General features: G+C 58.8%; 12 protein-coding genes. 2 read left to right on the top strand and 10 right to left on the bottom strand.

Annotated elements, in window-relative coordinates; genetic code table 11:
- Positions 1-6: 6 nt before the first annotated feature.
- From greA to grpE, 7 genes are all read right to left on the bottom strand, one after another.
- A complete protein-coding gene (gene greA, locus J2Y83_RS24555; protein ID WP_017847415.1) occupies positions 7-483 on the bottom strand; it encodes a transcription elongation factor GreA in 477 nt (158 codons plus the stop codon).
- A complete protein-coding gene (gene carB / locus J2Y83_RS24560) occupies positions 480-3,701 on the bottom strand; it encodes a carbamoyl-phosphate synthase large subunit (RefSeq protein ID WP_247395684.1) in 3,222 nt (1,073 codons plus the stop codon). Before carB ends, greA begins: the two co-directional genes overlap by 4 nt.
- A 105-nt stretch (positions 3,702-3,806) precedes the next feature.
- Positions 3,807-4,943, bottom strand: a complete 1,137-nt coding sequence (carA, locus tag J2Y83_RS24565; protein ID WP_253399177.1) for a glutamine-hydrolyzing carbamoyl-phosphate synthase small subunit — start codon at positions 4,941-4,943, stop codon at positions 3,807-3,809.
- Positions 4,944-5,202: 259 nt separating this feature from the next.
- The gene (gene dapB / locus J2Y83_RS24570; protein ID WP_253399179.1) at positions 5,203-6,009 is read right to left on the bottom strand and encodes a 4-hydroxy-tetrahydrodipicolinate reductase; all 807 of its coding nucleotides are present in this window, start codon (positions 6,007-6,009) and stop codon (positions 5,203-5,205) included.
- A 10-nt stretch (positions 6,010-6,019) separates the two neighbouring features.
- A complete protein-coding gene (gene dnaJ / locus J2Y83_RS24575) occupies positions 6,020-7,144 on the bottom strand; it encodes a molecular chaperone DnaJ (RefSeq protein WP_253399181.1) in 1,125 nt (374 codons plus the stop codon).
- 316 nt (positions 7,145-7,460) lie between these two features.
- Positions 7,461-9,377, bottom strand: coding sequence for a molecular chaperone DnaK (gene dnaK, locus J2Y83_RS24580; RefSeq protein ID WP_253399184.1), 1,917 nt, complete (start codon positions 9,375-9,377; stop codon positions 7,461-7,463).
- Between the two features lie 102 nt (positions 9,378-9,479).
- The gene (gene grpE, locus J2Y83_RS24585; RefSeq protein WP_253399186.1) at positions 9,480-10,040 is read right to left on the bottom strand and encodes a nucleotide exchange factor GrpE; all 561 of its coding nucleotides are present in this window, start codon (positions 10,038-10,040) and stop codon (positions 9,480-9,482) included.
- 254 nt (positions 10,041-10,294) lie between these two features.
- Between grpE and recN the strand changes: the two genes are divergently transcribed.
- Positions 10,295-11,968: a DNA repair protein RecN gene (gene recN / locus J2Y83_RS24590; protein ID WP_253399188.1), complete on the top strand. Its 1,674-nt coding sequence runs from the start codon at positions 10,295-10,297 to the stop codon at positions 11,966-11,968.
- Between the two features lie 90 nt (positions 11,969-12,058).
- Here recN and fur read toward each other — a convergent pair whose 3' ends face one another.
- Entirely contained in the window at positions 12,059-12,463 is a 405-nt protein-coding gene (gene fur, locus J2Y83_RS24595; protein ID WP_253400442.1) for a ferric iron uptake transcriptional regulator, read from the bottom strand.
- 98 nt (positions 12,464-12,561) lie between these two features.
- On the opposite strand from fur, the gene J2Y83_RS24600 reads away from it, so the two are divergent.
- Positions 12,562-13,089, top strand: coding sequence for an outer membrane protein assembly factor BamE (locus J2Y83_RS24600; protein WP_247395671.1), 528 nt, complete (start codon positions 12,562-12,564; stop codon positions 13,087-13,089).
- Between the two features lie 63 nt (positions 13,090-13,152).
- On the opposite strand, the gene J2Y83_RS24605 is transcribed toward J2Y83_RS24600, so the two are convergent.
- Both J2Y83_RS24605 and J2Y83_RS24610 read right to left on the bottom strand, forming a co-directional pair.
- A complete protein-coding gene (locus J2Y83_RS24605) occupies positions 13,153-13,455 on the bottom strand; it encodes an RnfH family protein (RefSeq protein WP_247395670.1) in 303 nt (100 codons plus the stop codon).
- Positions 13,448-13,882: a type II toxin-antitoxin system RatA family toxin gene (locus J2Y83_RS24610; RefSeq protein WP_247395669.1), complete on the bottom strand. Its 435-nt coding sequence runs from the start codon at positions 13,880-13,882 to the stop codon at positions 13,448-13,450. The genes J2Y83_RS24605 and J2Y83_RS24610 overlap by 8 nt, the downstream gene beginning before the upstream one ends.
- Between the last annotated feature and the right edge of the window lie 5 nt (positions 13,883-13,887).

Raw genomic sequence — 13,887 nt, forward strand, 5'->3', positions numbered from 1 at the left:
CGCCTTTCAGACATGGCGAACTTCGACAATCTCATACTCGATCACGCCACCGGGCGTTTTCACAACCACCACATCCCCCTCTTCCTTGGCAATCAAGGCACGGGCCAGTGGCGAACCGACGGAGATCTTGCCGAGTTTGAAGTCAGCCTCGTCCTCACCCACGATGTGGTAGACCACGCTTTCGTCAGTCTCGACGTTGGCGATTTCCACCGTGGTGCCGAAAATCACTTTGCCGGTGTGCGGGATGGTCGTGACATCGATGATCACCGCATTCTGCATACGGCCTTCGATATCACGTATCCGCGCCTCGACCATACCCTGCTGCTCGCGGGCAGCGTGGTATTCAGCGTTTTCCTTCAAGTCACCCAGCTCGCGGGCCGTACCGATGTCCTGGCTCAGCTTTGGACGGACGACCTTGGTCAGATGGGCGTGCTCCTCTTCCAGGGCCTTGGCGCCCCGGACGGTCATTGGGTATTTGATCATGCCTTCAATCCTGCGTGTAGATCCTGCAAGCGACGCACGGTCTTTTCCGGACCGAACTTAAGCGCTTCGCAGATAGCTTCGCCAGCAGCAATGGTAGTGGTGCAGTAAATCTTGTGCTGCAAGGCATTACGACGAATGGAGTAAGAATCCGCGATCGACTGACGACCCTCGGTGGTGTTGATGATCAGGGTGACTTCGTCATTCTTGATCATATCGACCACGTGCGGACGGCCTTCCGTCACCTTGTTCACGCGACGCACTTTCAGGCCCGCCGCTTCAATCAGCTTGGCGGTCCCGGCGGTGGCCACGATCTCGAAGCCCAAGTTGATCAGATCACGGGCCACGCCTGCAACCAGTGGCTTGTCATCATCGCGCACGCTGATGAAAGCAGTACCGCCGGTTGGCAGCACTTCGCTGGCGCCCATCTGGGCCTTGGCAAAGGCTTCACCGAAGGTATCGCCCACGCCCATCACTTCACCGGTGGACTTCATCTCTGGGCCCAGGATCGGGTCCACACCAGGGAACTTGGCGAATGGGAACACCGCCTCTTTCACGCTGTAGAAGTTCGGAATGATTTCCTTGGTGAAGCCGATTTCCTTCAGGGTCTTACCGGCCATCACGCGGGCAGCGATCATGGCCAGGGACACACCGATGCACTTGGACACGAACGGCACGGTACGCGAGGCACGCGGGTTGACTTCAATGACGTAGATATCGTCGCCTTGCAGCGCCAACTGTACGTTCATCAGGCCGACCACACCCAGTTCCAGGGCCATTTTCTTGACCTGTTCGCGCATCTCGTCCTGGATGTGCGCCGGCAGCGAGTATGGCGGCAGCGAGCACGCGGAGTCACCGGAGTGAACGCCCGCCTGTTCGATGTGCTGCATGATCGCGCCGATGACCACGTCGGTACCGTCGCACACTGCGTCCACGTCCATCTCGATGGCGCAGTTGAGGAAGTGGTCCAGCAGCACCGGGCTGTCGTTGGACACTTTCACCGCATCACGCAGGTAACGCTTGAGTTCTTCTTCTTCGTAGACGATTTCCATCGCCCGTCCGCCCAGTACGTAGGAAGGACGTACCACCAGCGGGTAGCCGATCTTGCCGGCCGCACGAAGGGCTTCGTCTTCGCTGCGCACGGTGGCGTTTGGCGGCTGACGCAGGTTCAGGCGTTCGACCATTTGCTGGAAGCGCTCACGATCTTCGGCACGGTCGATGGCGTCCGGGCTGGTGCCGATGATTGGCACGCCGGCGGCTTCCAGGGCGCGAGCCAGTTTCAGCGGGGTTTGGCCGCCGTACTGGACGATCACGCCTTTAGGCTTCTCGACGCGCACGATTTCCAGCACGTCTTCCAGGGTTACCGGCTCGAAGTACAGGCGATCGGAGGTGTCGTAGTCGGTGGATACGGTTTCCGGGTTGCAGTTGACCATGATGGTCTCGTACCCGTCTTCGCGCAGGGCGAGGGCGGCGTGTACGCAGCAGTAGTCGAACTCGATGCCCTGGCCGATACGGTTCGGCCCGCCACCCAGGATCATGATCTTGTCGCGACCCGACGGCGCAGCTTCGCACTCTTCCTCGTAGGTGGAGTACAGGTAAGCGGTGTCGGTGGAAAACTCGGCGGCGCAGGTGTCAACGCGCTTGTAGACCGGGAAGATTTCCAGCTTGTGGCGATGAGTCCGCAGGTTTTTCTCGGTCACACCCAGCAGCTTGGCCAGGCGCTGGTCGGAGAACCCTTTGCGCTTGAGGCGGAACATCGTGTCGCGGTCGATGCTGGCCAGACCCAGGGTCTTGACCTTCTCTTCTTCCTTGATCAGATCTTCGATCTGCACCAGGAACCACGGATCAATCATGTTCATGCCGAAGATGTCTTCGACGGTCATGCCGGCGCGGAACGCGTCAGCAACGTACCAGATACGCTCGGCGCCCGGCACGGTCAGCTCGCGCTTGAGCACGCTCATGCTTTCCGGATTGCTCAGGTCGAGCTTCTCGTCCAGGCCGCAAACGCCGACTTCGAGGCCACGCAGGGCTTTCTGCAGGGATTCCTGGAAGGTCCGGCCAATGGCCATGACTTCGCCGACCGACTTCATCTGGGTGGTCAGGCGCGCGTCAGCCTTGGGGAACTTCTCGAAGGCGAAACGTGGCAGCTTGGTCACGACGTAGTCGATGGACGGCTCGAAGGACGCCGGGGTCTTGCCGCCGGTGATGTCGTTCGACAGTTCGTCCAGGGTGTAACCCACGGCCAGCTTGGCCGCGACCTTGGCGATCGGGAAACCGGTGGCTTTCGAAGCCAGGGCCGACGAACGCGATACACGCGGGTTCATCTCGATCACGACCATGCGACCGGTGTTCGGGCAGATACCGAACTGCACGTTGGAACCGCCGGTTTCCACGCCGATCTCGCGCAGTACCGCCAGGGAGGCGTTACGCAGGATCTGGTATTCCTTGTCGGTCAGGGTCTGTGCCGGAGCCACGGTGATCGAGTCGCCGGTGTGTACGCCCATCGGGTCGAAGTTTTCGATGGAGCAGACGATGATGCAGTTGTCCTTCTTATCGCGGACAACCTCCATCTCATATTCTTTCCAGCCGATCAGGGATTCGTCGATCAGCAGCTCTTTGGTCGGCGACAGGTCCAGGCCACGGGCGCAGATTTCTTCGAACTCTTCGCGGTTGTACGCAATACCGCCACCGGTACCGCCCATGGTAAAGGACGGACGGATGATGCACGGAAAGCCCAGGGTCTCGAGGACCGCATTGGCTTCTTCCATGTTGTGGGCGATACCGGAACGCGGGCACGCCAGGCCGATGGACTTCATCGCCTTGTCGAAGCGCGAACGGTCTTCAGCCTTGTCGATGGTGTCGGCGTTTGCACCGATCATCTCCACGCCGAATTTTTCCAGAATGCCTTCGCGCTCCAGGTCCAGGGCGCAGTTCAGAGCGGTTTGGCCACCCATGGTCGGCAGCAGTGCGTCCGGACGCTCTTTCTCGATGATCTTGGCAACGGTCTGCCACTTGATCGGTTCGATGTAGGTTGCGTCGGCCATGGCCGGGTCGGTCATGATGGTGGCCGGATTGGAGTTCACCAGGATGACGCGATAACCCTCCTCGCGCAGGGCTTTACAGGCCTGGGCGCCGGAGTAGTCGAATTCGCAGGCCTGGCCGATCACGATCGGGCCAGCGCCGAGAATCAGGATGCTTTTTATGTCTGTACGTTTTGGCATGGGTTTGTCACTCAAATCCGCAGGTCAGTCGGCAAGCCGTCTTGAACAATCTTTGAAGAGCCTGCGGGGGCCACCGACACTCGGGGCCGCCCGCAAGCCGCTCAGTCAGCGTCGCTTGGCCATCTCATTGATGAAACGGTCGAACAGCGGCGCTACGTCGTTCGGGCCCGGGCTGGCTTCAGGGTGGCCCTGGAAGCTGAACGCGCTCTTGTCGGTGCGCTCGATGCCTTGCAGGGAACCGTCGAACAGCGACTTGTGAGTTGCACGGACGTTGGCCGGCAAGGTCACTTCATCCACCGCAAAACCGTGGTTCTGGCTGGTGATCATCACCACACCGGTGTCCAGGTCCTGCACAGGGTGGTTGGCGCCGTGGTGGCCGTGACCCATTTTCAGGGTCTTGGCACCGGAGGCCAGAGCCAGCAACTGGTGGCCCAGGCAGATACCGAACACCGGAATCTCGGTCTCCAGCACTTCCTTGATCGCCTTGATGGCGTAGTCGCAGGGCTCGGGGTCACCCGGGCCGTTGGACAGGAACACGCCGTCCGGCTGCAGGGCCAGGACGTCGCTGGCCGGAGTTTGCGCCGGCACAACGGTCACGCGGCAACCGCGTTCAACCAGCATGCGCAGGATGTTGTACTTGATGCCGTAGTCGTAGGCCACTACGTGGTAGGGCAGATCCGCAGCGTCAATGGTCTCGTGGCTGTCGGTCTTCAAATCCCAGACAGTAGAGCGCCATTCGTACTTTTCCTGGGCGCTGACGACTTTCGCCAGGTCCATGCCTTTCAGGCCTGGGAAGCCTTGCGCTGCAGCAATCGCAGCCGCTTCGGAAATATTGTCACCGGCCATGATGCAGCCGTTCTGCGAACCTTTTTCACGCAGGATGCGTGTCAGACGACGCGTATCGATACCGGCGATTGCCACAACGTTGTTGGCTTTCAGGTAATCGGACAGCGACATCGTGTTACGCCAGTTGCTCGCAACCAGTGGCAGGTCACGAATCACCAGGCCCGCAGACCAGACACGATTGGACTCGACGTCTTCCGGCGTAGTACCGGTGTTGCCGATGTGCGGATAGGTCAGGGTAACGATCTGTTGGGCGTAGGAAGGATCGGTAAGGATTTCCTGATAGCCGGTCATGGCAGTGTTAAACACCACCTCTCCAACGGTTTGACCGTCGGCTCCAATGGCTTCGCCGCGAAAAATGCTGCCATCAGCAAGGGCGAGTATGGCTGGCTTAGTCAAGAAGACCTCCCGTAAATAAAGCCTGAAAGGGCGATCGCAGGTTGTAAAAAAGCGGAGTGACGTATGGACACGTCACCCCGCTTCTTCACTGAATTATTCTGCGCGCTTTTAGTGGACACACTAAAGCTGTAGCTTACAGAAAAAGGCTATTTTGGTCCACCGCTAATGAGCCTTAAAGGCAGGAGAATGCGACAGGACGTCGCTTAGCGGGTAAAAACGGGGCCTTAGGATAATCCCGAGACCCCATTTTAGCTACTGATTAGTGCAGATCCAGCACATCGCGCATGTCATACAGCCCCGGCGCACGACCGTCCAGCCACAGCGCAGCACGCACCGCACCCTTGGCGAACGTCATGCGGCTGGAGGCTTTGTGCGTGATCTCCAGGCGCTCGCCTTCAGCGGCGAACAGCACGGTGTGATCGCCGACGACGTCGCCACCGCGAACAGTGGCAAAGCCAATGGTGTCACGCGCACGCGCACCGGTATGGCCTTCACGCCCGTACACCGCCACCTTCGACAAGTCTCGGCCCAGGGCATCGGCGATAGCCTCACCCATGCGCAATGCCGTTCCCGACGGCGCATCGATCTTGTGGCGATGATGGGTTTCGATGATTTCGATATCCGCCTCATCACCCAGCACGCGCGCCGCCAGATCCAACAGCTTGAGCGACAGATTCACACCCACACTGAAGTTGGCGGCAAACACGATGGGAATGTCCTTGCCCGCCTCGACCAGCAACTGCTTCTGCTCAGCACTCAAACCGGTGGTGCCAATCACCATGGCTTTGCCCGCCTTGCGGCAGAACGCCAGGTTTTTCAGCATCACGTCTGGCAGCGTAAAGTCGATCAGTACGTCGAATTCGTCCGCCACCAGCTCCAGGTTGCCGGACAACGACACGCCAATACGCCCCAGCGAAGCCAGCTCACCGGCATCGGCACCGATCAACGTACTGCCAGGGCGAACGATCGCCGCCGTCAGGCCGGAGGCCGGCGAGCGCTGCTGCACCGCCTCGATCAAGGTTTTACCCATGCGCCCGGCAGCGCCCATTACGGCTATACGTCGCATACTCAATTCCTTACAGGTCGCCGAAGAAGCGCTTCACGCCGTCGAAGAAGCCAGTGGTTTTCGGCGAATGGGAATCGTCGCCTGCCAACGAACTGCGGAACTCTTCGAGCAGTTCACGCTGACGACGGCCCAGATTGACCGGCGTTTCCACCGTGACACGACACATCAGGTCGCCCGCACCGCCACCACGCACCGGCGCAACGCCTTTGCCACGGATACGGAACTGCTTGCCGGTCTGCGTCCCCTCAGGGATCTTGAGATTGACCCGGCCGTCCAGGGTCGGAATCTCCAGCTCGCCGCCCAGGGCCGCGTCGACAAAGCTGATCGGCACTTCGCAGAACAGGTGCTTGCCGTCACGCTGGAAGATCGAGTGCTCGCGCACATTGATCACCACGTACAGATCACCCGTCGGACCGCCCTGGGTTCCCGCCTCGCCTTCGCCCGACAGGCGAATGCGGTCACCGGTATCCACGCCCGCCGGCACTTTGACCGACAGGGTTTTGTACTCTTCGACACGCCCTTCGCCGTGGCAGGAATCGCACGGGTCAGAGATGATCTTGCCTTGGCCCTGGCAACGCGGACAGGTCTGCTGCACCGAGAAGAAGCCCTGCTGCATGCGGACCTGGCCGATACCGCCGCAGGTCGGGCAGGTGATTGGCGACGAGCCTTTCTTGGCACCCGAACCGTCGCACGGCTTGCAGTTGACCAGCGTCGGCACGCGGATATTGACGCTGGTGCCGCGCACGGCTTCTTCCAGGTTCAGTTCCAGGGTGTAGCGCAGGTCGCTGCCACGTTGGGCGCCACCACGCTGACCACCACGGCCACCGCCGAAGAAGTCGCTGAACACATCACCGAAAATATCGGAGAAGTTCTGACCGCCAAAGCCGGCACCGCCGCCACCCATGCTCGGGTCGACGCCGGCGTGACCATACTGGTCGTAGGCTGCACGCTTGTTGGGATCACACAGGCATTCGTAGGCCTCATTGGCCTCTTTGAACATTTCTTCGGATTCTTTGTTATCCGGATTACGGTCCGGGTGGTGCTTCATCGCCAGGCGACGGTAAGCCTTTTTCAGGTCCGCCTCGCTGGAACCGCGCTCCACACCCAATACTTCGTAATAGTCACGCTTTGCCATAAGTCTTTGCACTCTTAAGGACGTTCAGCCAGACCCTCCTGAGCCTTGCCGAACTCGTTGAGCCCCAATACAGGCCCGGACCCAACTCACGTCAATTCAACGATCCTGGTCATAACTGCTTTCAGCCAGGGATCCGGCCAAAAACGCGGTGACTGTCGCCGGAAAGCAGGAGCATTCCCGATCACACCGCCAGCATCCGAGCGTTGTCGCATGCTGTAAAAATTTGCGTACCCCAGACACGCCAACGCGGGAGCAAGCTCCCGCGCGGCGACATCCTACCAGTCACCGCTTGATAGCGGTCAACCGGCCAAGCAGATTACTTCGTCTCTTTGACTTCTTCGAACTCGGCATCGACAACGTCGTCTTGCTTGGCTTCAGGCTCTGCCTGATGCGCGGCACCGTCAGCTGGCTGACCTTGTTCGGCGTACATTTTCTGAGCAACCGGTGCGGAGACTTTCGACAGCTCCTCAACCTTGGCTTCGATGGCCGCCTTGTCGTCGCCTTTAATCGCGGCTTCCAGAGCAACCACAGCAGCTTCGACCGCAGTTTTTTCTTCAGCAGTCACTTTGTCGCCAGCTTCAGTGATCATTTTGCGAGTCGAGTGAACCAGTGCGTCGCCCTGGTTACGAGCAGCGGCCAACTCTTCAAACTTCTTGTCAGCCTCGGCATTGGTTTCCGCATCACGAATCATCTGCTGAATTTCTTCATCAGACAGACCAGAGTTGGCCTTGATGGTGATCTTCTGTTCTTTGCCGGTCGCCTTGTCTTTGGCGCCTACGTGCAAGATGCCGTTGGCGTCGATGTCGAAAGTCACTTCGATTTGTGGCACGCCACGTGGTGCTGGTGGAATCTCGGCCAGGTCGAACTTGCCCAGGGACTTGTTCTGCGCCGCTTGCTTACGCTCACCTTGCAGGACGTGAATGGTCACGGCGCCCTGGTTGTCATCGGCAGTCGAGAACACTTGCGATTTCTTGGTAGGAATCGTGGTGTTTTTCTCGATCAGCGCAGTCATCACGCCACCCATGGTTTCGATACCCAGGGTCAGCGGGCTGACGTCCAGCAGCAGTACGTCTTTCACGTCGCCGGCCAGTACCGCACCCTGGATGGCAGCACCCATGGCAACCGCTTCGTCCGGGTTCACGTCTTTACGTGCTTCTTTACCGAAGAACTCGGTCACCAACTTCTGAACCAGTGGCATACGGGTCTGACCGCCGACCAGGATCACGTCGTTGATCGCACCCACTTCGATACCGGAGTCTTTCAGTGCAATGCGGCAAGGTTCGATAGTGCGCTGAACCAGGTCTTCAACCAGCGCTTCCAGCTTGGCGCGCGAGATCTTCACGTTCAAGTGCTTAGGACCGGTAGCGTCTGCAGTGATGTACGGCAGGTTGACGTCGGTCGACTGCGCCGAAGACAGCTCGATCTTGGCTTTCTCGGCAGCTTCTTTCAGACGCTGCATCGCCAGCGGGTCACCCTTGAGGTTCATGCCGCTTTCTTTCTTGAACTCGTCAACGAGGTAGTCGATCAGACGGATGTCGAAGTCTTCACCACCCAGGAAGGTGTCGCCGTTGGTGGCCAACACTTCGAACTGGTGCTCGCCGTCAACTTCCGCGATTTCGATCACGGACACGTCGAAGGTACCGCCACCCAGGTCATAAACGATGACGGTGTGGTCGCCCTTGGCTTTGTCCATGCCGTAAGCCAGAGCGGCTGCGGTTGGTTCGTTGATGATACGTTTTACGTCCAGGCCCGCGATGCGGCCGGCGTCTTTGGTCGCCTGGCGCTGGCTGTCGTTGAAGTAGGCCGGAACGGTGATCACCGCCTCAGTCACTGCTTCACCGAGATAGTCTTCGGCGGTTTTCTTCATCTTTTTCAAGATTTCAGCCGAGATTTGTGGCGGCGACATTTTCTGGCCGTTTACTTCAACCCAGGCGTCACCGTTGTCAGCCTTGGCGATTTTGTAAGGGACCATCTTGATGTCTTTCTGTACGACTTCTTCGTCGAACTTACGACCGATCAAACGCTTCACCGCGTACAGGGTGTTGTGCGGATTGGTCACAGCCTGGCGCTTGGCCGACTGACCGACGAGGATTTCACCGTCGTTGGCGTAAGCAACGATCGACGGCGTAGTACGCGCGCCTTCGGCGTTTTCGATAACTTTTGCAACGCCGTTTTCCAGCACGGAGACACAGGAGTTGGTGGTCCCCAGGTCGATACCGATAATTTTGCCCATGATTTACTCTCCCGAAACTTGAATTTGGATGCCGCAGCAGTGGTGGCTAACTGCGGTAGCACTTAAACGCTTGACTTATAGATGGGGGCCTTGCGGCGAATTTCAAGCCTGCTCATCAATCGAAGGTGAAACCGGCGCGGGCGCCTTGCTGACCACGACCATTGCCGGGCGCAGCAGGCGACCGTTGAGCTGGTATCCCTTCTGGAATACTTTCAACACGCGGTTTGGCTCATGGTCATGACTTTCCTGCATAGCCATGGCCTGGTGATGCTCAGCGTTGAACGGATCGCCACCTTGCGGATCGACCGCCTCCAACTGATAACGCTTCAGGGCGTCCTGAAACATTTTCAGGGTCAGCTCGATACCTTCACGCATCGGGCGGATGTTTTCGTCGTCCGGACTGGACAATTCGAGGCCGCGTTCCAGGCTGTCGATGATCGGCAACAGATCACCGGCGAATTTTTCCAGCGCGAACTTATGGGCCTTTTCTACATCCTGCTCAGCGCGGCGGCGGACGTTCTGCAGATCGGCGGCAACACGCAAAGATTGGTCCTGCGCAGTGGCCAATTGCTCTTCGAGCACTTGCACACGAGTTGCCAGCTCATCACCGGCAGCCGAATTGGCGTCTGGAGTTTGCGTATCCTGCGTCTGTTCGTCAGCCATAGATTTCTCCTTTCAAAATCATGCGCGAACTCAACTCGCGCTTCTGTTCCGGTATATGGGGCCACAATTTCCAGGTTCAAGGGTGCAGGCGTTACCAAAAGTCTTTCAGCTGACCCAGATCAATTCCGACCCGTTCATTCCCCTTCGCGCTAAAAAAAACACCAAACCAAGCAAATCGAGCTAAGCATCAGGATTGTCAGCCCGGAACAAAACACTGTATAAATAACCAGACCTAAAGCCTGGGAGCGGCCGTCATGCTCGTGCACCTGTCCGTACATAACTACGCCATCGTTGAACATCTGGATCTCGAACTGGATCGCGGGATGAGCGTAATCACAGGCGAGACCGGCGCCGGCAAGTCGATCATGCTCGACGCCCTCGGCCTGACCCTGGGAGACCGCGCCGACAGTGGCGTGGTACGCCCCGGCGCAGACAAGGCCGATATCCTGGCGACCTTCGACCTGGCGGACATCCCCGAAGCGGAAGCCTGGCTTGCCGAACGCGACCTTAATAATGAAGGGCCGTGCATCCTGCGCCGGGTCATCACCGCCGAAGGACGCTCCCGCGGCTATATCAACGGCACGCCCTGCCCCCTGGGTGACTTGAAAGCCCTTGGCGAGCTGTTGATCGATATCCACAGCCAGCACGAACACCAATCCCTGCTCAAAACCGACACCCATCGCCGCCTGCTCGATGAATACGCCGGCACCACCGACCTGGCCCGCCAGGTCCAACTAGCCGCGCAGCGCTGGCGCCAGACCCGCCTGGAACTGGAGCGTCTCTCCAATTCCGGCGACGAGCAGCGCGCACGCCATCAATTGCTCAGCTATCAACTCGAAGAGCTGGAAAGCCTCGGCCTTGGCGAAAGCGAGCTGGAACAGCTTGAGCAGGAACACAAGAACCTCACCAACGCCGAAACCCTGCTGGGTATTTGCCGCCAGGTGGTGGAGCAATGCAGCGAGAGCGATTCGGGCAATGTGCTGAATGCACTGACCGTCAGCCTCAATCGACTGTCCAGTGTGAACAATGCGTCCGGTTCGCTGAATGAAGCCACGACCTTGCTGACCAGTGCGCAAATTCAGGTAGAAGAAGCCGTAGGCGAACTGAACCGCTTCCTGGACCACTTCGACGCCGACCCGGCACGCCTGCAGGAAATAGAAGAACGCCTGGACACCATCTATACCCTGGCGCGCAAACATCGAATCCAGCCCACCGAAGTGGCAGCGATGCAGCAGAAGCTGCTGGATGAAATCGAAACCCTGAACGCGAATGACGAATCCATTGAGCGCCTGAGCGACGAACTGGCTTCTTTCGCCCGCCACTATCAAGAGAAGGCCCGCGAACTGAGCGACCTGCGCCACCAAGCCGCCACAGGCCTGGCCAGTGCGGTAGAGCAGGAAATCCAGCGCCTGGGCATGCCCGGCGGCCGCTTCACCATCGAACTGCGCACCAACACCAGCAACGAACTGCAGCCCCATGGCCTGGAACAGGTAGAACTGCTGGTCAGTGCCAACCCGGGGCAGCCGCTCAAGGCGCTGGCGAAAGTCGCCTCCGGCGGTGAGCTCTCACGGATCAGCCTGGCGATTCAGGTGATCACCGCCCAGACCTCGCGGGTTCCGACACTGGTCTTTGACGAGGTGGACGTTGGTATTGGTGGCCCGACCGCAGAAATTGTCGGCCAACTGCTGCGCCGCCTGGGGGATCGCGGCCAGGTGCTGACAGTCACCCACTTGCCGCAAGTGGCCGCCCAAGGGCATCAGCATTTGTTTGTACATAAAGTACGGGGCAGCGATGCGACACGCACTGCGGTGTCCAAGCTGAATAAGTCGGAGCGCGTTGAGGAAGTGGCGCGCATGCTCGGCGGTATCGACCTGACCAAAGAGTCCCTGGCCCACGCGAAGAAAATGGTGGTGGCGGCGAAGGCCTGACCGAACCAGCAATTTTCACGCTTATAGAAAGCACGAAGGCGACCCTGGGGTCGCCTTCAATCGTTTCGCAGAGTCAATCTGCGCCGATTTTTACTTTTTCTTACGAACGTAAAGAACCAAATTATGGTCCGCCAAGTCGTAGCCATGCTCCTCGGCAATTGCCTTCTGAAGCTTCTCGATTTCCAGGCTAGTGAACTCAATAACCTCGTTGGTATCCAGGTCAACCATGTGGTCGTGATGACCACCGTCAGCCAATTCGAACACTGCATGACCGCCGTCGAAATTATGACGAACCACCAGCCCTGCGGCTTCAAACTGGGTCAGCACACGGTAAACCGTGGCCAGGCCAACGTCCTCGTTAGACTCCATCAGCGCCTTGTAAACATCCTCGGCACTCATGTGGCGCTGCTCAGCAGAATCAAGCATTTGTAGAATTTTGACGCGTGGCAGAGTCACTTTAAGACCGGCTTTGCGTAGTTCGCTATTTTCAACCATGGTTAGCTTTCTCGCGGATGCTGCTTCGCAGCTTCTCTTAATACGGGTATGATCGGCGTTTACGTTGTCCCAGCCAAGATAGTGGAAGTCGCCCACCGATGCAAAACACCAAGCTCTTGCTAACCAGTTTCACCTTTGTGGGACTGCTCGCACTCGCCGGTTGTTCATTCCCCGGGGTTTACAAAATCGACATCCAGCAGGGCAATGTCGTCACACAGGACATGATAGACCAGTTACGCCCGGGAATGACCCGACGGCAAGTGCGGTTTATTATGGGTAACCCCCTGCTGACTGACACGTTCCATGCCGATCGCTGGGATTATCTCTACAGCATCCAGCCTGGGGGCGGTGAACGCCAACAGGAGCGTGTCGCTGTCATCTTTAATGGCAATGATCAACTGGTCAGCCTGTCCGGTGACTTCATGCCCGGCGTAAGCCGCGATGAAGCCTTGCTGGGCAAGGACAACGGCACCAACGTGACTGCGCCAGCGCAGGGAGCCGAGAAGCCGAAGTCCGAAGTCCCGGCCAAGCCAGGCTCATTGCTCGACAAGATCCAGAAAGACGTCGACGGCGTGCAAACCGTTCCAGTCCCGACGCCACAGCCTCTGGACACCAGCCCGCAGTAAGTGTGCGGCGCTCGATAAAAAGCCCGGCATGCCGGGCTTTTTGTTGCCTGCTGATTGGCCGGCCTATGAACGCTGTTGCTTGGCCAGCGCCGCCTTGGCCGCTCGCAGCCTGCGCACTTCCTTGGGGTCGGCCAGCAACGGGCGGTAAATTTCAATACGATCGCCTGATTGCACGGTGCGCGTATCGGGGTCCACCACCACCCTGCCGAATATCCCCAGCGGGCAATCAGCAAGGTCCGTCTCAGGAAAGTGCGCCGCAATACCCGACGCCTGCACCGCCGCCCGCAGGCTCGTGCCCGATGCCACCGCGACCGTCAGTAACACCTGGCGATCCACGCCGGCATAGACCACTTCAATCTCAAACATGCAGTTGCTTGGCTCGCTGACAAAACGCGTCGACCAGGGTATTGGCGGCCTGATTGAACAGAGGCCCCAACGTCGCCCTCACAATGGGCCCCGCATAATCGAAGGACAGATCCAGGCTGATCTTGCAGGCTTGCTCGGTCAACGCCTTGAATACCCAGACACCATGCAACTGGGTGAACGGCCCTTCCTGCAAATTCATTTCAATGGATTTGCCCGGCACCAGGACATTGCGTGTGACAAAGTGCTGACTAAGCCCTCCCTTGGCCACCCCGACACTGGCAACCATGTGCTCATCACTGCTTTCCAGCACCTCGGCGGTTGAGCACCATGGCAGGAATTCCGGGTAACGCGCCACGTCGTTGACCAGGTCATAAAGCGCCTGGGCCGGATAGGGCAGCAGGGCCGAACGTTGAATATGCGTCGTCATGTGAG

Origin of the sequence: Pseudomonas marginalis (assembly GCF_024169655.1) — a bacterium.
In the GTDB taxonomy this organism is placed as follows: Bacteria; Pseudomonadota; Gammaproteobacteria; order Pseudomonadales; family Pseudomonadaceae; genus Aquipseudomonas; species Aquipseudomonas paraveronii.